General features: G+C 66.2%; 12 protein-coding genes, 1 other RNA gene and 2 pseudogenes. 5 read left to right on the top strand and 10 right to left on the bottom strand.

Going from position 1 to position 18,031, the window contains the following annotated elements; genetic code table 11:
* The 3 genes and pseudogenes from AAFN46_RS03765 to ssrA all read right to left on the bottom strand — a co-directional run.
* Positions 1 to 122, bottom strand: a pseudogene (locus tag AAFN46_RS03765) (transposase); the annotation flags it as partial.
* A gap of 259 nt (positions 123 to 381) precedes the next feature.
* A pseudogene (locus tag AAFN46_RS03760) lies at positions 382 to 1,224 on the bottom strand (recombinase XerD); the annotation flags it as partial.
* Positions 1,225 to 2,667: 1,443 nt separating this feature from the next.
* Positions 2,668 to 3,024, bottom strand: a transfer-messenger RNA (tmRNA) gene (gene ssrA, locus AAFN46_RS03755).
* A gap of 135 nt (positions 3,025 to 3,159) precedes the next feature.
* Between ssrA and AAFN46_RS03750 the strand changes: the two genes are divergently transcribed.
* The gene (locus tag AAFN46_RS03750; RefSeq protein ID WP_347807348.1) at positions 3,160 to 6,078 is read left to right on the top strand and encodes an ATP-binding protein; all 2,919 of its coding nucleotides are present in this window, start codon (positions 3,160 to 3,162) and stop codon (positions 6,076 to 6,078) included.
* 4 nt (positions 6,079 to 6,082) lie between these two features.
* Here AAFN46_RS03750 and AAFN46_RS03745 read toward each other — a convergent pair whose 3' ends face one another.
* The 4 genes from AAFN46_RS03745 to AAFN46_RS03730 form a co-directional block, all read right to left on the bottom strand.
* Entirely contained in the window at positions 6,083 to 6,328 is a 246-nt protein-coding gene (locus tag AAFN46_RS03745) for a hypothetical protein (RefSeq protein ID WP_347807347.1), read from the bottom strand.
* A gap of 452 nt (positions 6,329 to 6,780) precedes the next feature.
* A complete protein-coding gene (locus AAFN46_RS03740; protein WP_347807346.1) occupies positions 6,781 to 9,579 on the bottom strand; it encodes an FAD-binding and (Fe-S)-binding domain-containing protein in 2,799 nt (932 codons plus the stop codon).
* Positions 9,580 to 9,713: 134 nt separating this feature from the next.
* Positions 9,714 to 10,859: an FMN-dependent L-lactate dehydrogenase LldD gene (gene lldD / locus AAFN46_RS03735; protein WP_347807345.1), complete on the bottom strand. Its 1,146-nt coding sequence runs from the start codon at positions 10,857 to 10,859 to the stop codon at positions 9,714 to 9,716.
* A 61-nt stretch (positions 10,860 to 10,920) separates the two neighbouring features.
* On the bottom strand, positions 10,921 to 12,615 hold the full coding sequence (locus AAFN46_RS03730; protein ID WP_347807344.1) for an L-lactate permease: 1,695 nt from the start codon (positions 12,613 to 12,615) through the stop codon (positions 10,921 to 10,923).
* A 286-nt stretch (positions 12,616 to 12,901) separates the two neighbouring features.
* On the opposite strand from AAFN46_RS03730, the gene AAFN46_RS03725 reads away from it, so the two are divergent.
* Positions 12,902 to 13,669, top strand: a complete 768-nt coding sequence (locus AAFN46_RS03725; RefSeq protein WP_347807343.1) for an FCD domain-containing protein — start codon at positions 12,902 to 12,904, stop codon at positions 13,667 to 13,669.
* 87 nt (positions 13,670 to 13,756) lie between these two features.
* On the opposite strand, the gene smpB is transcribed toward AAFN46_RS03725, so the two are convergent.
* Complete coding sequence (smpB, locus tag AAFN46_RS03720; RefSeq protein ID WP_347807342.1) at positions 13,757 to 14,239, bottom strand: SsrA-binding protein SmpB; 483 nt, start codon at positions 14,237 to 14,239, stop codon at positions 13,757 to 13,759.
* A gap of 128 nt (positions 14,240 to 14,367) precedes the next feature.
* On the opposite strand from smpB, the gene AAFN46_RS03715 reads away from it, so the two are divergent.
* Together AAFN46_RS03715 and AAFN46_RS03710 are read left to right on the top strand one after the other, a co-directional pair.
* Complete coding sequence (locus AAFN46_RS03715; RefSeq protein WP_347807341.1) at positions 14,368 to 14,802, top strand: type II toxin-antitoxin system RatA family toxin; 435 nt, start codon at positions 14,368 to 14,370, stop codon at positions 14,800 to 14,802.
* Positions 14,795 to 15,115 carry an RnfH family protein gene (locus tag AAFN46_RS03710; protein ID WP_347807340.1) on the top strand — a complete coding sequence of 107 codons (321 nt, stop codon included), beginning with the start codon at positions 14,795 to 14,797 and terminating at the stop codon, positions 15,113 to 15,115. Before AAFN46_RS03715 ends, AAFN46_RS03710 begins: the two co-directional genes overlap by 8 nt.
* 56 nt (positions 15,116 to 15,171) lie before the next feature.
* On the opposite strand, the gene AAFN46_RS03705 is transcribed toward AAFN46_RS03710, so the two are convergent.
* Positions 15,172 to 15,678 (bottom strand): outer membrane protein assembly factor BamE, encoded by a 507-nt coding sequence (locus tag AAFN46_RS03705; protein ID WP_347807339.1) that lies wholly within the window; start codon positions 15,676 to 15,678, stop codon positions 15,172 to 15,174.
* Positions 15,679 to 15,775: 97 nt separating this feature from the next.
* On the opposite strand from AAFN46_RS03705, the gene fur reads away from it, so the two are divergent.
* Positions 15,776 to 16,186: a ferric iron uptake transcriptional regulator gene (gene fur, locus AAFN46_RS03700; RefSeq protein WP_347807338.1), complete on the top strand. Its 411-nt coding sequence runs from the start codon at positions 15,776 to 15,778 to the stop codon at positions 16,184 to 16,186.
* 57 nt (positions 16,187 to 16,243) lie between these two features.
* Here fur and recN read toward each other — a convergent pair whose 3' ends face one another.
* Positions 16,244 to 17,914, bottom strand: a complete 1,671-nt coding sequence (gene recN / locus AAFN46_RS03695) for a DNA repair protein RecN (RefSeq protein ID WP_347807337.1) — start codon at positions 17,912 to 17,914, stop codon at positions 16,244 to 16,246.
* Positions 17,915 to 18,031 lie beyond the last annotated feature (117 nt).

The raw sequence follows: 18,031 nt of genomic DNA, 5'->3' as shown, positions 1-18,031 counted from the left end.
TCGACACCGGTGTAACCCGCGTCGGCACCGACCATGTTTTCCTCGCCATGCAGCAGTTTGTCGACCTGGGTAACGTCTGCAACGTTGGCAGCCGTCCCCACCACGCTGTGCACCAGGCCCGACGATGCGGGATTGCCAGTGCCGTTTTTCAGCCCAGCTGTTGGCCTTAGCCTTGTCGACTCCAACTGGGCGGCCGATGCGAAAGACGCCTTGCTTGGTTTGCAGCTCCCTGTAGTGGCTGAAGTGGATGTGCGCAGTCGAGGCCTCAAAGTTGATCTTGTCGAGCTCTTCTTTCAGCACATAGCTCGGGTAGCAATCGCCATAGCCGCCAGTGGTGCTGCGGTCGGCATGGCCGACCAGGGCCTTGCCGATCAGCATGTCCAGCTTCTGTCGGCGAAACTGATTGATGAGCGTATGCCGCAGGCCATGAAAAGTCAGTTCATCATCACCGAGTCCGCATTGACCCAAGAAGCCTTTGTCATCTTTGTCTGAGCCTCGATACCAGCGGCTGGCCGTGTGCCCGGGTGAGAGGTCGCCATAAGCGCGGAGATTTTCAAAAAGCGGCGCTGACAGATCACCGCCATTTGCCTCCAGGCGCAGCTGATGAAACGCCAAGAAGCCGGCTTCAAGAATGACCTTATGTAGCGGCACGAGTCGCTCCGAGTCGGCGGTTTTCAGCTGTCGGGCTCCAGAGCTGCTGATGCTGATTACCCAGACGCCCAGCTCTTCGCGAATATCCCCCAGCTGAAGCTGGCAGAGTTCGCTCAAGCGAGCGCCGCTATAGAGGCCGAGCAGTGGCAGCCAAAAACGGTAGTCATCCAGGCGCCAGCGCGGCGGCGCCTTGAGCGTATAGACTGGGCCATTGAGCAGTTGCTCAATCTGTCTGGGAGTATAGGTGCGCTTCCGTGGCGCGGCTGCGCCCTTCGTGCTGAATGAAAGTCCGGCAGCCAGATTCTCTTTCAAATACCCCTGGTCGTGCGCATAGCTGATGAGTGCGCGTGCCAGCTCGAAAAACTTTTTGGCTGTCCTGGCATTCAGGGGCTCGTACTTGCCGCTCTGAATAATCTGACTCAGGGGCTGATAGCGAGTGGCGCGCAAGCGATGCCGATTTTTGGGGTAGCTGCGCAGCTGATCGCGCAAAGCGTTGAAGTCCGCGCGGGTCAGCGTGCTGAGTGGGCGATGTCCTCCGATTAGCTCTGCCAACCCCTCCAGGCGAGCATGCATAGTGATGCGCGTACGCGGATTCTTCCACGCCCCTTCGCGTACCTGGCGCTCTTCGAACTCCCGGGTGAGGGCGCCGAAGTGCCGGCAGTTCTCATGAGAGAGTGGTGGCTGGACCAGCGGGTCGTTGGAGGCAGGTGCATCAAACAAGGCTTGTAGCTTTGCGTTCTGGGCAGGTGACAAAACACTGCCGAGAGCATTCAGCAGTGCGAGCGTGCCAGCGTCCTGGGGCGCTTTGACGGCGTCGTTTGCCGCGCTCATGTCGGGTAGGGTGTACATGGGCTCTGCAGGTGGGACTGGGCCAAGCATGCGCCGGATCAGGGCCTGAATTTCTTGCAGAGCGCGCTCATAGGCATCCGCTGAAGGGGCTTCGATGAAGCTTTTAACCAGAATCTTGTCGATCTGGCCGAGGCTGAAATGCAGCAGGATCGACGCGAGGATCGGTGAGCTGGTCAGTAGTTCGACACGCAGTTCATCGGGATGACGGGGCGCGCCGTTGAGTCGCGCGCCGGTCAGCGGAATAAGGAGCGTATAGAGCCCGCTTTCTTCCTGAAGAATCTGAAAGTTTTGGCAGAGTGTCAGGCGGTCGAGCTGTCCCGAGATCCGGCTGAAGTGAAACATGACGCTATGTGCGGAACGTGGCAGGCCTGGCGGAATATGCAGCAGGTGGCGGCCCTGATCGGGACGGGCAAAACACAGGTACTCGTAGAACGACAACATCGTGATAAGCGGGTGCCCGGCCTTGAAGCGACTCTTGGCCATCGGGGTGGTTTCCAGCACCGTGATGGCGCTGTAGATGTAAGCTGCGGCCGCGTTGGCAGTGACGTGGTCGTTGGTGCCGAGCGGCCAGTCGAAGCGGGTGAAACCGAACTTCAGTGCTTGGCGCAGGGCTTCGCTCGGATACAAGGCGAAGTGAATTTCCCCGCCCGGCTCATTGCAATAGAGCACGGTGTGCTCTTGGCACTCTTTCAGCAGGCGCTCATGCCCGACGCTCAGATCAGAGTTAGCCAGTACGGCAGGTGCAGGGCGGAGCGCCCAGATTTTCAGGTGGCTTTCGGTAAAACGGCTGATTTCGGCGTGAACAGTGGCCAGGTTTAGCAGAAAGCCCTCAGGATCCAGCTCAATCATGTCGGCGCTGCTGCGCCTAAGCAGATCTTCGAAGCGCGGGTTGAGATATTGGGCGAGATCGCGTGCGAGCGCTTCATCATGGCCGAGTGACCAGCGGATTTGTGCTGGCAGCTGCGGGTGATTGCCGATATAGCTCGGGAAGGTGAAGTAGTACTGGAAGCCGGTTTTGGCTTGATAGACCAGGTGCTGAACACCGGTTTTGCTTTGACGCTTGGACATGATGGCATACCTATTTGGATTCACAGTTGGACTGTGTGAAATCCAGTGCCATCAAATCGTGCCTGAAACCCGCGTTTTAGAGGGGTTTCAGGCTTTATTTGGTGGAGCCGGGGGGATTTGAACCCCCGTCCGCCAGCTCTCCGCTATCGGTTCTACATGCTTAGCCATCTCTACTGAGTTAACTCCGCGCCGCCCGAGTGGCAGGGTGCTTGGAGCGAGCTGCATAAGTTTTAGCCGTTACACCTGCAGCGTGCTTGGCGGCGATCCTGTTCTATCTGACAGACCAAATCTTCGGGTTTACAGGCATCCCCTAGGGTCTGCTGGCGCCCTTAGGCGGCCAGAGCGTAGTTGTCGTCGTTGGCAACTATGAAGTTGTGGCAGCGGATTTACGAGAACTGTCACCTACTCGGCATGCCCCTCAAGTTTTGCTACCGGCGTCGAATCCTAATCGGCCCCAGAACGGTCTTGCGAGGTTGGACGCGCAGTGTACGGCAAAGGTTCCTCAGCGTCGACCACCGATCTGCCCGTAGAATACTGGCCGTTCACCGGCCATGTGCCATTCTCTTGAAGTTAGATAACGAGGAGCGCTGGATGCCGCCCGCATTGCTCAAGCCCCTGCGCCGCTGGATCTGGCGGGCCTTTCTGCAGAGTGCACTGATTCCCCTGGTGCTGGTGGAGTCGGTGCTGATCGGCGTCTACCTGTATACCAACGAATCGATTCGCGAGGCCCAGGTCGGTTACCTGCAGAACAGCGCGGTGCAGGATCTGGACAGCGCCGTGCGCCGCGAGGGGCAGGTGATAGACAGCCGGCTGCGGGCCATCGAGGCGCAGGTCGGCATCTTCCGCGATGCGCTGGGCGAGGCCCTGGCCGACCGGCGTTTCGAGCCGGACGAGCTGGAGCGCATGCGCCACGCCAGCAGCCCGCAGGGTGTGTTCTACAGCCGCAGCGACGATGGTCGCGCCGCCTCCTTCTATTCCGCCAGCACCCCGCCCGAACGCCAGGATCGCGACAAGGCGCTGCGCCTGTCGCGGGTCGACCCGCTGATGCGTTCGATCAAGCAGGCCGACCCGCTGGTGGCGGCGGTCTACTTCAACAGCTTCGACAGCTACAACCGCATCTATCCCTACTTCGACGTGTTGCAGCAGTACCCGCACGACATGGTCATCCCGGAGTACAACTTCTATTACCTGGCCGATGCCGAGCACAACCCGCAGCGCAAGCCGGTGTGGACCGAGGTCTACCTGGACCCGGCCGGGTTGGGCTGGATGATGTCCGCGATAGCGCCGGTGTACCGCGACGATGTGCTCGAAGGCGTGGTGGGGCTGGATGTCACGGTCGGCCAGATGCTCGCCGAGATCGGCAATTTGCAGGTGCCCTGGCAGGGCTATGCCCTGCTAGTGGGGCGCGACAACGGTATCATGGCGCTACCGGAGGCCGGCGAGCAGGACTTCGACCTGCGTGAGCTGACCGACTATTCCTATGCCGAAGCGGTGAGCCGCGAGGTGCTCAAACCGGCCGACTTCAAGCTGGATCGCCAGCAGGGCCTGCACCCGCTGCTGACGGCCATGAGCGAGCGGCCGCACGGGGTGCAGGAGGTGCAGCTCGGGGGGCGTGGCCAGTTGATGGCCTGGAGCGAGATTCCGCAGACCGGCTGGCGCCTGCTGCTGGTGGTGGACGAGGCCGATATCTTCCGCGAGACCAATCGCCTGGCCGAGCAGTACCTGAATATCGGCTACCTGCTGATCGCCGGCCTGGTGTTCTTCTACCTGCTGTTCGGCAGCTGGATGTGGACGCGCTCGCGGCGCCTGAGCAACGAGCTGGGCGACCCCATCACCGGTATTGTCGGCATGATGCGCAGCCTGGGGGCCGGCGAGCGGCGGCCGGAGGCGCCGGCGACGGCGATTCGCGAGCTGGCCGAGATGGCGGTGGAGGTGCAGCATGCCGGCGAGCAGCTGCATGCCAGCGAGGAGAGCCGGCGCCAGGTGCAGCGTACCCTGGAGCTGGTCCTGGAGAGCACCACCGAGAGTCTCTGGGAGGTGGATGCCCAGAACCTCAGCATTCGTGTCAGCGAGCGCTTCGTGCGGCGTTTCGGCCTGCATGCCGATAGCATGCCGTTCGCCGAGTTCAACCAGCGTGTGCACCCGGACGACCTGCCGCGGGTGCGCCACCTGCGTCTGACCTTGGCCGACGACGGCCATGAGGATTTCTTCGAGGCCGAGTATCGCTATGCCGATCTCCAGGGCCGTTATGTCTGGCTGCTCAGCCGCGGCAAGGTGCTCGAGCGCGATGCCGAGGGCCGAGCGCTGCGCGCCGCCGGCACCCATGTCGACATCAGCGGCCTGAAGCAGGTGCAGGAGGATCTGCGTCGCGCCAGCCTGGAGGCGCAGGCGGCGAGCCAGGCCAAGAGCCGCTTCCTGTCGAGCATGAGCCACGAGCTGCGCACGCCGCTCAATGCCATCCACGGCTTCGCCCAGCTGATCGAGCTGGAGACGCAGGACCAGGAGGAGCGGCGCCAGGAGGCCGAGTATGCGCGGGAGATCGTCCAGGCCAGCCGCCATCTGACCTCGCTGGTCGACGACATCCTCGACCTGTCCAGCATCGAGAGCCGTCGCCAGCAGCTGCAGCTGCGGCCGGTTGAGATAGGGCCGCTGCTGCGCGGTTGCGCCGAGCTGGTGCAGCCCGAGGTGCAGCAGCGCCGCCTGCAGTTGCAGGTGCAGGCCGAGGCGAATCCGCCACTGTTCGTCATGGCCGACCCGCGTCGGCTGCGTCAGGTGCTGCTCAACCTGCTGTCCAACGCGATCAAGTACAACAGCTCGCAGGGCATGATCCGCCTGGGCTACGAGGTGCGCCCGGGCAGCGTGCGCCTGTGGGTGGACGACACCGGTACGGGGCTCAGCGCCGAGCAGCAGGCGCAGCTGTTCCAGCCCTTCCAGCGCCTGGGGCGGGAGAACTCCAATATCCCCGGTACCGGCATCGGCCTGGTGCTGAGCCGCGAGCTGGCCGAGCTGATGGGCGGCGAGATGGGCTTCTCCAGTAATGCCGGCCTGGGCAGCCGTTTCTGGATCGACCTGCCCAGTGCGGCGGAGCCGACTGGGCAGGGTGTGGCGGACGAGGTCGGCGCGACCGCGCCGCAGCGGGCGCTGGCCCAGGTGCTGTGCGTGGAGGACCACCCGGCCTGCATGAAGGTGCTGCAGGAGGGGCTGCGCGACCTGGCGCGGGTCGAAGGGGTGGCCTCGGTGCGCCGGGCCCAGCTGCATCTGGCCGAGCAGACGCCGGCGCTGGTGCTGCTCGACCTCGACCTGCCGGACGGCAGCGGCCTGGAGGTATTGGAGCATATGCGCGAGCAGCCGCGCCTGGCCTCGGTGCCAGTGCTGGTAGTCAGTGCCGTGGCCGACGAGCAGCTGCTGGCCGAGGTGCGGGCCAAGGGCGCGAGCGCCAGCCTGCTCAAGCCGGTGGACCTGCAGAAGTTGCGGCAGGCGGCGTTGGCGCTGCTCGGCGAGGAGGGCTGAGCGGTTACTCGCTGGCCTGCAGCAGATTGAGCGCCTCATCCAGTATCTTTAGCGCTTCGCTGTGATTGCCGGCCTTGTGCAACTCCTCGCCTTCGGCGCGCAGGCGCTGCACTTCGGCCAGCACCTCGGGGTCGGCCGGTGGCTCGCTCGCCAGCATGGCATCGATCCTGGCCATTTCCCGTGGGCAGTGCATGGCCAGTGCCGGGGCGCTCAGCAGGGTGACGAGGAGCGCGATGGCTAGGTGGCGCATGGCGGTTCTCCTGCGGTGGACTGCAGGCAGTATGGCAGGCGAATCGGCCGTCGCTGGCCGTCGACGCCGTTCGCGCCGCAGTTAATAGGGGCACGGCGTTTCTGCCGGTACGGGACCGGTAGGAGCGTAATGCTGTTCACTTAGCGGCATCACGGCCGGACTTTTCTTGGTTCTGGTATGCGGCTGTCGTTCTCCCTCTCCCCCGGGGTGAGGGACTCGCCAAAACGCCCTCCCCCCCAGCCCCTCTCCCGGCGGGAGAGGGGGCACTTAGGGCACCTTTTACCGGGAGAACATCCAAGCGAGGGCATGGCGCAGTATGCCCTCAAGCAGACACACGCCAGAGAAATGCCGCGACTCTGTAAAGAGCTCGCTCCTAGGTGCAGCTGCCTTGGTTTTCCCGAAAACGCCAGTGACACGCGAAGCGGCGCCTGAGCGACGCGACGGGACAAGGCTCAGCGCGGACGGGTGACGCGATCGACCAGGTAGACCAGGCCGTGGTAGTCGATGCCGCTGTGGCTCGACAGGCCTATCTCGCAGGTGCGGCTGGTGGAGATGCCCTCCGTGCAGTGTCGTACCGCTTCCTTCAGCGAGCGCAGCGCATGGGCGTTCAGCTCGGGGTGAGTGAAACCCTTGTCGCCGGCGAAGCCACAACAGTGGATGCCCTCGGGAATCACCACTTCCCTGGTGCAGCGGCGGGCGATTTCGATCAGGCCCTGGGCCTCGCCCAGGTGCTGGGTGGAACAGGTCACATGCACGGCCACCGGTTGCTCCTGCGGGGTGAACTCCAGGCGCTGCAGCAGATGCTCGCGGATGAAGCGCACCGGTTCGTACAGCGACAGGCGCGGGTCGAGGCCTGCCTGCAGTAGGCGCAGGGTGCAGGGGCTGGTGTCGCAGTAGATCGGGTCGAGCCCGCCGCGGCTGGCCTGGAGCAGGGCGTCGACCAGCTCCCGCTGCTTGGCGGCGGCCTGCTCGGGGTAGCCCTTGGAGGCGAATGGCTGGCCGCAGCACAGGTTGTCCTGATGCTCGGGGAACACCACCTGAAAGCCGGCCTTCTCCAGCAGGGCGCGGGTCTTGTCGATCAGTGGAGTCTGCTCGGCGTCGCCGAACGCCGGGCCCATGCTGCGCGAGACGCAGGCGGCCAGATAGACCACCCGTGGCCGCGAGTCGTCCGGCGCCGGGGCGAAACGAATCGGCCGCACCGCCTGTGGCATGGCCGGCGTCCACAGCGGCAGCCCGGCCTTCTCGTGCAGGGCGTGCGAGGCCCTGGCCAGCAGCGGTGCGCCGAGCAGGCGGCGCGCGCCGCTCGCCGCGCGCAGGGTCAGGCGGGCGCCCTGGAGTGCGCTGGCGAAGTGGCCGGCCAGCCACTGCGCGCCGGCGTGATGGCCCGCGTCGCGGCCGCGCAGCTGGCGCACCAGGTCGCCGGTGTTGATGCCCACCGGGCAGCGCTGCGCGCACAGGCCGGTGGCGGCGCAGCTGTCCACGCCCTGATAGCGGTAGGCCGCCTCCAGCTCGCGGGTGTCGATGCCCGCACGTTTCCTGGCCTGGATATCGCGCCAGATGACGATGCGCTGGCGCGGCGTCAGGGTCAGGCCGCGCGACGGGCAGACCGGCTCGCAGAAGCCGCACTCGATGCACTTGTCGACGATGGCGTCGGCGGCCGGCAGCGGCTTGAGATGCTTGAGGTGGATCTGCGGGTCCTGCGACAGCACCACGTCCGGGTTGAGGATGCCCAGCGGGTCGAGCAGGCGCTTGATCCGCCACATCAGCTGGTAGGCCTCGCTGCCCCATTCCAGCTCGACGAAGGGCGCCATATTGCGCCCGGTGCCGTGCTCGGCCTTGAGCGCGCCGCCGAACTCGACCGCCACCAGTTGCGCCACGTCCCGCATGAAGGCCTCGTAGCGGGCGACCTGGGCCGGATCGTCGAAGCCCTGGGTGAAGACGAAGTGCAGATTGCCCTCCAGGGCATGGCCGAAGATGATCGCATCAAAGTAGCCGTGCCGGTCGAACAGCTGTAGCAGGCGCAGCACGCCGTCGGCCAGCGCCTCGATCGGGAAGGTGACGTCCTCGATGATCACCGTGGTGCCGCTGGCGCGCACCGCGCCGACGGCCGGAAAGGTTTCCTTGCGCATCTTCCACAGCTGCTCGTAGACGGCCGGGTCGCTGCTGAAGTCGACCCGTTTCTCCAGCGGGAAGTCGGCTATGGCCGCCATGATCCGCTCGACCTGTTCCTGCAGCAGCGCCTGGCTGGCGGCGCGCGACTCGACTAGCAGGGCGCAGGCGCCAGCCGACAGCCCGGCGATCCAGTCCGGCATGCCCGCCATGGCCTGCACCGAGCGCAGGCTGCGGCGGTCGAGCAGCTCCACGGCGGAGACCGCCTGCTGCTTGAGCCGCGGCACCGCCTGGCAGCAGCTGCGCACGTCGGGGAACACCAGCAGGGCGCTGGCCTTGTGCGGATGCTCGACCACCGTGTGGTAGGTCACCGCGCTGATAAAGCCCAGGGTGCCTTCCGAGCCGACCATCAGGTGGCTGAGGATCTCCAGCGGCTCGTCATAGTCGACCAGGGCGTTGAGCGAGAAGCCGGTGGTGTTCTTCAGCCGGTACTTATGGCGAATCTTCGCCGCCAGTTTGTCGTTGGCGCGGGTCTGCCGGCCCAGTTCGGCAAGTTCTTGCAGCAGCTCGGCGTGGCTGGCACGGAAGGCCGCCACGCTGGCACCATCTTCAGTGTCCAGCACGCTGCCGTCGGCCAGCACCAGGCGCAGGCCGGCCAGGGTGTGGTAGCTGTTCTGCGCGGTGCCGCAGCACATGCCGCTGGAGTTGTTGGCGAGGATGCCGCCGATCTTGGCGGCGGCGATCGAGGCCGGGTCGGGGCCGATCTTGCGCCCCAGCGGCGCCAGCGCGGCGTTGGCCGCCGCGCCTATCACGCCGGGCTGCAAGCGGATCTGCGCGCCATCGGTTCTAACTTCGCGGCCATTCCAGTTGTCGCCCAGCACGATCAGCACCGAGTCGGAGATCGCCTGGCCGGACAGGCTGGTGCCGGCGGCGCGGAAGGTCACCGCCACCCGCTCGGCGCTGGCCAGCCTGAGCAGCTCGACCACCTCGCGCTCGCTTTCCACGCGCACCACCAGCTGCGGGATCAGCCGGTAGAAGCTGGCGTCGGTGCCGAAGGCCAGGGTCGACAGCGGGTCGTCGAACAGGCGCTCGCGCGGGATTAGGTCGCGCACGGCGGCGAGGAAGGCGGCGGGCAGGCTCATGCGGGCTCCATCTGTTGCGGTGTTCTTGTCCCCCCTCTCCCCCTGGGGGAGGGGGTGGGGGTGAGGGAGCGATGCGCGACTCGAACTCCCTCACCCTGGCCCTCTCCCGAGGGGAGAGGGAGTTAAAGTGGGCCTCAGCCGGCCAGCTCGCGTACCAGCAGGTCGGCATTGATCTCGCCGACCGAGCGGGCGCCGGTCAGCACCATGGCCACGCGCATTTCCTTGTCGATCAGCTCCAGCAGGTTGGCCACGCCGGCCTCGCCGTCGGCGGCCAGGGCATAAACGAAGGCGCGGCCGAGCATGGCGCAGTCGGCGCCGAGGGCGAGCATGCGCACCACGTCGAGGCCGGTGCGGATGCCCGAGTCGACCAGAATCTTGATCTCGCCCTTCACCGCGTCGGCGATGGCCGGTAGGGCGCGGGCGCTGGACAGCACGCCGTCGAGCTGGCGGCCGCCGTGGTTGGACACGACGATGCCGTCGGCGCCGAACTTCACCGCGTCGCGGGCGTCCTCGGGGTCGAGGATGCCCTTGATCACCATGGGGCCGTCCCAGAAGTCGCGGATCCACTCCAGGTCCTTCCAGGAGATCGAGGGATCGAAGTTGGTGCCCAGCCAGCCGATATAGTCGGCCAGGCCGGTGGGGTTACCGCGGTAGGCGGAGATATTGCCGAGGTCGTGCGGCTTGCCCAGAAGGCCGACATCCAGCGCCCAGCGCGGGTGAGTCATGGCCTGCAGCATGCGCCGCAGCGGCGCGTGCGGGCCGCTCATGCCCGAGTGGGCGTCGCGGTAGCGCGCGCCGGGCACCGGCATGTCGACGGTGAACACCAGGGTGGTGACGCCGGCGGCCTTGGCCCGCTCCAGGGCGTTGCGCATGAAGCCGCGATCCTTCAGCACATAGAGCTGGAACCACATGGGCCGGTCGATCGCCGGCGCCACTTCCTCAATCGGGCACACCGACACGGTGGACAGGGTGAAGGGCACGCCCTTGGCGGCCGCCGCGCGGGCCGCCTGCACCTCGCCGCGGCGCGCGTACATGCCGGTCAGGCCGACTGGCGAGAGGGCCACCGGCATGGCCAGCTGCTCGCCGAACAGCTCGGTCTCCAGGCTCAGCTCGGCCATGTTGCGTAGCACGCGCTGGCGCAGGGCGATATCGGCCAGGTCGGCGACGTTGCGCTGCAGGCTGTGCTCGGCATAGGCGCCGCCGTCGATGTAGTGGAACAGGAAGGGCGGCAGGCGGCGGCGGGCCGCTTCGCGGTAGTCGGTGGAGGCGGAGATGATCATCGGCGGTTTTCCATGGTGATTCGGGCAGGCGGGGCCCGTCGCGTGACGGGGCCCGGCGGGATCAGCGGGCGAGCAGCGGATCGCCGATCCCCAGAGCGTAGATCGCCAGCAGCGCGATCAGCCCGGTGAACAGCAGGTAGTACAGGGTCGGCCAGAGGGTCTTGCGCAGGGTGGTACCCTCGCGCCCGAGCAGGCCGACGGTAGCGGAGGCGGCCACCACGTTGTGGATCGCCACCATATTGCCGGCGGCGGCGCCGATGGCCTGTACCGCGACGATCAGCGCGGTGGAAATGCCGAGGTTGTGCGCCACGCCGAACTGGAACTGGCTGAGCATCATGTTGCTCACCGTGTTTGAGCCGGCAATGAAGGCGCCCAGGGCGCCGACGCTGGGCGCCAGCAGCGGGTAGACACTGCCGACGCTGTCGGCCACATAGCGCGCCATGCTGATCGGCATGCTGGCCAGCTCGGCGGCATTGACCCCGGAGTTGATCAGGATGCGCACCATGGGCACGGTGAACAGCAGGACGAAGCCGGCGCCGAGCAGCACCCGCGAGGACTCCTGCAGCGCCGCGCCCAGTTCGCGCAGCTTCATGCCGTGCAGGAAGTAGGTGGCGGCCACCACGGCGACCAGGATGCCGCCGGGCAGGTACAGCGGCATGAAGTCGGCCTTGACCCCGGCCTCGCCGAGAATGTCGGGGAACACCAGCGCCACCGACTTCAGCGCACCGCCGATGTCCGGGAACACCCGGCTGATTACCAGCAGCGCGCCGACCAACACATAGGGTAGCCAGGCGCGCAGGGTGCTCATGGGTTTGGCGCCGAGGCCGTCCAGCTTCATCTCCACGCTGCCCAGCCACTCGCTCGGCCATTCGCGGGCGGGAGCGAAGTCCCAGGTCTTCTGCGGCACCAGGAAGCCGAGGCGCGCGGCGCTGGTGACGATGCCCAGGCCGACCAGGCCGCCGAGCAGCGAGGGGAACTCCGGGCCGAGCAGCACGCCGGTGGCGGCGTAAGGCAGGGTGAAGGCCAGGCCGGCGAACAGGGCGAAGGGCAGCACCTCGAAGCCGGCCTTCCAGCTTTTCTCGCGGCCGAAGAAGCGCGTCAGCATCAACACCATGATCAGCGGTATCAGGGTGCCGACGGTGGCGTGGATGATCGCCACCTGGCCGGTGATCAGCTGCAGGAAGGCCGCCCAGCTGGAGCCTTGGGTCGCCAGTTGGGCGCCGATGCCGGCGCTGTCCAGGCCGGTGCTGACACCGACGATGATCGGCGTGCCGACCGCGCCGAAGGACACCGGGGTGCTCTGCACCAGCATGCCGAGCATCACCGCGGCCAGCGCCGGGAAGCCCAGGGCGACCAGCAGCGGCGCGGCGATGGCCGCCGGTGTGCCGAAGCCCGAGGCGCCCTCGATGAAGCAGCCGAACAGCCAGGCGATGATGATGGCCTGGATGCGCCGATCCGGGCTGACGGTGGCGAAGCCGGCGCGGATCGCGGTGATGCCGCCGGAGTGCTTGAGGGTGTTCAGCAGCAGGATGGCGCCGAAGATGATCCACAGCACGCCGCCGGTGATCACCAGGCCCTGCAGGGTGGAGGCCAGCACGCGGTTGAGGCTCATGTCCCAGGTTGTCAGGGCGATCCCGGCGGTGAGCAGGTAGACCAGTGGCATGGCGCGCTTGGCCGGCCAGCGCAGGCCGATCAGCAACACCGCGGCCAGCAGGATGGGGGAGAAGGCGAGAAGGGCGAGCAATCCGGAGGACATGGCGGGTACTCCGTTCAGTGGCCTGCCGCGAGCGGCAGTGGTTGGAAGAGGGGCATCTGGGACCTCGGCACGATCTTGGAATTGTTGGGTGTGCTTGGCTTGATTGGTAATACCAATTTACAATGTAGACAGGTCAGGGTAAGAGCCGGGCTCTGCCGCTGTCAATTTCCGGCTCTACGACTTTGGTCGAAGTGCCTGCCCTTGTTCGCCTGTGGCCGGGGCTTTAGGCTTGCCGGAAAGCGTCGGCTCAGAGCCATGGCGCTGGTCAAACCAGTGGGAGCGAGTTATGGAGGTGGGGCAGGTGCGTCAGCGCCGGCTGTCGGACGACATCGTCGAGCGGCTGGAGACCATGATCCTCGAGGGCACGCTCAAGGCCGGCGAGCGCCTGCCGGCGGAGCGGGTGCTGGCCGAGCGCTTCGGCGTGTCGCGGCCGTCGCTGCGCGAGGCGATCCAGAAGCTGGTGGCCAAGGGCCTGCTGGTCAGTCGCCAGGGCGGTGGCAACTATGTGGCGGCGGAGCTGGGCTCGACCTTCAGCGATCCGCTGCTGCACCTGCTGGCCGGCAATCCGGACGCGCAGCGCGATCTGCTGGAGTTCCGCCATACCCTGGAAGGCTCCTGCGCCTACTACGCCGCGCAGCGCGCCACGCCGCTCGACCACGAGCGCCTGCGCGCCGCCTTCGACGAGCTGCAGCGCTGCTATGCGCCGGGCAACAAGGCCAGCCGTGCGCAGGAAGGGGCGGCCGACGCGCGCTTCCACCTGGCCATCGCCGAGGCCAGCCACAACGCCGTGCTGCTGCACACCATCCGCGGCCTGTTCGACCTGCTCAAGCACAACGTGGTGACCAATATCGGCGGCATGTACCTGCAGCGCGAGGAGACTCGCGACCGCCTGCGCGAGCAGCATGAGGCGCTGTTCGAGGCGATCATCGCGCGGCGTGCCGAGGAGGCCCGCGAGATGTCGCACCGGCATATCCACTACGTGCAGGAGGTGCTGGCCGAGGCGCAGCAGGAGACCCTGCGCATGGAGCGCGCGCAGCGCCGCCAGGGGCTCTGAGAGCAGCGGCAAGCTGCAAGTCATTAGCTACAAGTCAAAGCGACTCGGGCTTGCTTGACGCTTGTAACTTGCGGCTTGTGGCTGCTCTTATTCTTCCTTGCCCTTGTTGCGCATGGCGCGGGAGATTTCCCGGTCGGAGTCGCGCTCGCGTTCGGTGGCACGCTTGTCGAACTCCTTCTTGCCCTTGCCCAGGGCGATCTCGCACTTGATCAGGTGCTTCTTCCAGTACAGCGACAGCGCCACGCAGGCGTAGCCCTTCTGCTGCACGGCGCCGAACAGCTTGCCCAGTTCACGCTTGTGCAGCAGCAGCTTGCGGGTGCGGATCGGGTCGGCGACGACGTGGGTACTGGCGGTCTTCAGCGGCGTGATATGGGCGCCGAACAGCCAGGCCTCGCCATCCTTGAGCAGCACGTAGCTGTCGACCAGCTGCGCCTTGCCGGCGCGCAGGCTCTTCACTTCCCAGCCGGACAGGGCGACGCCGGCCTCGAACTTCTGTTCGATGGAATAATCGTGCAGCGCCTTCTTGTTCAGCGCGATGGTGCCGGTAGGGTGTTTCTTTTGTTTAGCCATAGGGCGCGCATTATAGGGAGTCGCCACTGCCGTGGCGACAGGCGCGCTTGAGGGGGCAGGTCGAATTCCGCACAATGCGCGCTCCGCAGCGTCCGGCGTGCCGGCGCAGTAGTTCAGGAATAAGGTCGATGAGCACCCGCATCCAACGCTCGGCCCTGCTGCCCTATCCGGCGCAGGCCCTCTATGATCTGGTCAACGACGTGGCCAGTTACCCGCAGTTCTTGCCCTGGTGCTCGGCATCCGAGGTGCTGGAGAGCGGCGAGGGCGAGATGCGCGCCAGCCTGACCGTGGCCAAGGGCAACATCAGCCAGCGCTTCGTCACCCGTAACCGCCTGGTGCCGGGGCAGTCCATCCGGATGCAGCTGCAGGAGGGGCCGTTCTCCCAGTTGCAGGGCGTCTGGGAGTTCAAGGCGCTGGGCGACAAGGCCTGCAAGATCAGCCTGGACCTGACCTTCGACTACGCCGGGCCGCTGGTCAAGGCGACGCTCGGCCCTCTGTTCACCCAGGCCGCCAACACCATGGTCGATGCCTTCTGCCAGCGAGCCAAGCAGCTGTATGGATAAGCCCAACATAGTGGTCGAGGTGGTCTACGCCCTGGCCGACAAGCAGAAGCTGCTGCGCCTGAGCGTGCCGGAAGGCACCACGGTGCGTGAGGCGGCGCTGCGTTCCGGGCTGGACGCGCACTTCCCCGGTCTGGATCTGGCGGCGGCGCCGCTGGGCATCTTCGGCAAGGCGGTGCCCAGGCCCGAAGAGCGGGTGCTGGAGGATGGCGAGCGGGTGGAGATCTACCGGCCGCTGATTGCCGACCCCAAGGAAGTGCGCAAGCAGCGCGCGGCCAGGGCGGCGCAGGCCAAGGCGGCCGAACAGGGCGAGTAGGGCGGAGGCCCCCGAGAACGATAAACCCGGCCTTGGCCGGGTTTATTCTGTGCGCATTACTGCGGCTGGGCGTCCAGCGGTTCCGGAATCGGCACCGGTACCGGCTCGGCGGCGTCGACTTCCTGCTGGATCTGCTCAAGCAGCGAGCCCGGCTTGGCCTGCTCGGTCGCAGGCTGCTGCTGCACGCGGGTGCCGCTGCCTTCGCCGAGGATCTCCTGATCGCGGCTGACGCCGGGCATGAAGTCGCCGGCCAGGCCGATCAGCTGGTCGTTGCCGTCGAACATCAGGCTGATGCGCTCCTGGTAGCGCTGCCGGCCACCCGGCTGAATGCTGTACAGGTAGTCCCAGCGCTTGGCGTGGAAGGTGTCGGTGATCAGCGGATTGCCCATGATAAACCGCACTTGGCGCTGGGTCATTCCGGGCTTCAACTGGTCTATCATGTCCTGTGTAACGACATTGCCCTGCTGGATGTCGATCTTGTAGACCCCGGGAAACGAGCAACCGGCGAGTGCGAACAGACCCACTAGGGTGAGGCTGGGCAGCAAGAGCTTGGTGTTTTGCATCGGTGGGTGACTTCCACTATCTTGGCTGGGCAAATTAAACCCCGATCATACCCGCATAAGCGGGAGCTGCGAAGCAGCAACCACGAGAAAGCTGACCATGGTTGAAAACAGCGAACTGCGCAAGGCTGGCCTCAAGGTCACCCTGCCGCGCGTGAAAATTCTGCAGATGCTCGACTCGTCTGTCTCCGGACAGCGTCATATGAGCGCCGAGGACGTGTACAAGGCCCTGATGGAGGCCGGCGAGGATGTCGGCCTGGCCACCGTCTACCGCGTCCTGACCCAGTTCGAGGCCGCCGGCCTGGTCGAGCGCCACAACTTCGATGGCGGCCACGCCGTGTTCGAGCTGGCCGATGGCGGCCATCACGACCACATGGTCTGCGTCGACAGCGGCGAGGTCATCGAGTTCTTCGATCCGGAGATCGAGAAACTGCAGAAGGAAATCGTCAAGCAGCACGGTTTCGAGCTGGTCGACCACAATCTGGTGCTCTACGTGCGCAAGAAGAAGTAGGCATCCGGCCAACAGAAAAAGGCGCCCAGCGGGGCGCCTTTTTCGTTTGCGCGGGCGTCAGGCCTGGGCGCTGGCCACCATCTTGCGGGCATGCTGCAGCGATTCCTCGGTGAGGTCGACGCCGCCGAGCATGCGCGCCACTTCCTCGACGCGCTGCTCGGTGCTGAGCTGGGCCACGGCGGTGCGGGTCTCCTCGCTGCCGCGCTGCTTGTGCACGAACAGGTGGTTGTGGCCCTGGGCCGCGACCTGCGGCAGGTGGGTCACGGTCAGTACCTGGCCGCGCTCGCCCAGGCGGCGCAGCAACTGGCCGACCACCTCGGCGGTGGGGCCGCCGATGCCGACGTCCACTTCGTCGAACACCAGGGTCGGCACTCGCGAGGTCTGCGCGGTGATCACCTGGATCGCCAGGCTGATGCGCGATAGTTCGCCGCCGGAGGCGACCTTGGCCAGGGACTTCAGCGGCTGACCGGGGTTGGCGCTGACCAGGAACTCGACCTGCTCCAGGCCCTGGGGCTGCGGCTCGTCGCTGCTGCCGGCCTGCAGCTCGATGCTGAAGCGGCCGCCGGGCATGCCCAGGCCCTGCATTTCCTGCTGCACGGCCTCGGCCAGGCGGCTGGCCGCCTGCTGGCGCAGGGCGCTCAGCTCGCCGGCCTTCTCCTGGTAGTGGCGGGCGTAGGCGGCCAGTTCTTCGCCGAGGCGTTCCACCGCCTCGTCGTCGGCGTTCAGGCCTTCCAGCTCCTCGAACAGACGCTGCTGCAGCTCGGCCAGCTCGAAGGGCTGCACGCGGTGCTTGCGCGCCAGGCTGTAGATGGCGTCCAGGCGCTCCTCGATGAACTGCTGGCGCTGCGGGTCGGCGTCGAAGTGGTCGATGAAGCGGTTCAGCTCGCCGACCGCTTCCTCCACCTGGATCTGTGCGCTGGCCAGCAGGTTGGTGGCTTCGTCCAGTGCCGGCTGCCCGGCGCAGGCGCCGAGGCGGCTGAGGCTGGCGTTGAGGGCCGACAGCACATTGCCGGCGTCGCTCTCGCTGCACAGCTCCAGCACCTGGCGGCAGGCGCCGAGCAGCTGTTCGGCGCTGCTCAGGGTCTTGTGTTCCTGCTCCAGCTGCTCCAGCTCGTTGTCGCCTAGGGCCAGGTTGTCCAGCTCCTCCAACTGGTAGCTGAGCAACTGGTGACGCGCGCGTTGTTCGTCGCCGCTGGAAGACAGGCGCTGCAGCTCCTGGCGGGTCTGGCGCCAGCGCTGCGCGGCCAGCTGTACTTGACGCGCCAGTTCCTGGCTGCCGGCGTATTCGTCGAGCAGGCGGCGGTGGGTGTCGGGCTTGAGCAGCGACTGGTGCTCGTGCTGGCTATGGATGTCGATCAGCAGCTCGCCCAGGGCCTTGAGGTCGCCCAGCGGGCAGGGCGTGCCGTTGATATAGCCGCGCGAGCGGCCCTCGCTGGTGATCACCCGGCGCAGGATGCACGGGCCGTCATTGTTCAGGTCGCGCTCGGCCAGCCAGGCGCGGGCCTCGGCGATGTCGTCGAGGTCGAAGCTGGCGAGGATGTCGGCCTTGTCCGCGCCGGGGCGCACCACGCCGCTGTCGGCGCGGTCGCCCAGGGCCAGGCCGAGGGCATCGAGCATGATCGACTTGCCTGCGCCGGTTTCGCCGGTGATCACGCTCATGCCGCGCTGCAGTTCCAGATCCAGGTGTTCGACGATGGCGTAGTTGTTGACCGACAGGTGCACCAGCATGGTGAGCGCTCCCAGAAGTGTGTGCTGGCTATTTATACAGTGTTTTGTTCGGTCGCGGCAATAACCCTTGAAACCCTGCGGATGGGCCCCATATAGGAGGCCAGAAGCGCGGGCCAC

It is taken from the genome of Pseudomonas sp. CAU 1711, from assembly GCF_039888625.1.
Taxonomy (GTDB): Bacteria; Pseudomonadota; Gammaproteobacteria; order Pseudomonadales; family Pseudomonadaceae; genus Aquipseudomonas.
The sequence above is the reverse complement of the archived record's forward strand: the minus strand, read 5'-3'. Positions and strand labels throughout refer to the sequence as shown.

What these genes read in the sequence shown, in the direction of transcription:
- AAFN46_RS03750 (WP_347807348.1), top strand. Translation starts at nt 3,160, where the DNA reads ATGCCGCCCGCATTGCTCAAGCCCCTGCGCCGCTGGATCTGGCGGGCC.
- AAFN46_RS03745 (WP_347807347.1), bottom strand. Translation starts at nt 6,328, where the DNA reads ATGCGCCACCTAGCCATCGCGCTCCTCGTCACCCTGCTGAGCGCCCCG.
- AAFN46_RS03740 (WP_347807346.1), bottom strand. Translation starts at nt 9,579, where the DNA reads ATGAGCCTGCCCGCCGCCTTCCTCGCCGCCGTGCGCGACCTAATCCCG.
- lldD (WP_347807345.1), bottom strand. Translation starts at nt 10,859, where the DNA reads ATGATCATCTCCGCCTCCACCGACTACCGCGAAGCGGCCCGCCGCCGC.
- AAFN46_RS03730 (WP_347807344.1), bottom strand. Translation starts at nt 12,615, where the DNA reads ATGTCCTCCGGATTGCTCGCCCTTCTCGCCTTCTCCCCCATCCTGCTG.
- AAFN46_RS03725 (WP_347807343.1), top strand. Translation starts at nt 12,902, where the DNA reads ATGGAGGTGGGGCAGGTGCGTCAGCGCCGGCTGTCGGACGACATCGTC.
- smpB (WP_347807342.1), bottom strand. Translation starts at nt 14,239, where the DNA reads ATGGCTAAACAAAAGAAACACCCTACCGGCACCATCGCGCTGAACAAG.
- AAFN46_RS03715 (WP_347807341.1), top strand. Translation starts at nt 14,368, where the DNA reads ATGAGCACCCGCATCCAACGCTCGGCCCTGCTGCCCTATCCGGCGCAG.
- AAFN46_RS03710 (WP_347807340.1), top strand. Translation starts at nt 14,795, where the DNA reads ATGGATAAGCCCAACATAGTGGTCGAGGTGGTCTACGCCCTGGCCGAC.
- AAFN46_RS03705 (WP_347807339.1), bottom strand. Translation starts at nt 15,678, where the DNA reads ATGCAAAACACCAAGCTCTTGCTGCCCAGCCTCACCCTAGTGGGTCTG.
- fur (WP_347807338.1), top strand. Translation starts at nt 15,776, where the DNA reads ATGGTTGAAAACAGCGAACTGCGCAAGGCTGGCCTCAAGGTCACCCTG.
- recN (WP_347807337.1), bottom strand. Translation starts at nt 17,914, where the DNA reads ATGCTGGTGCACCTGTCGGTCAACAACTACGCCATCGTCGAACACCTG.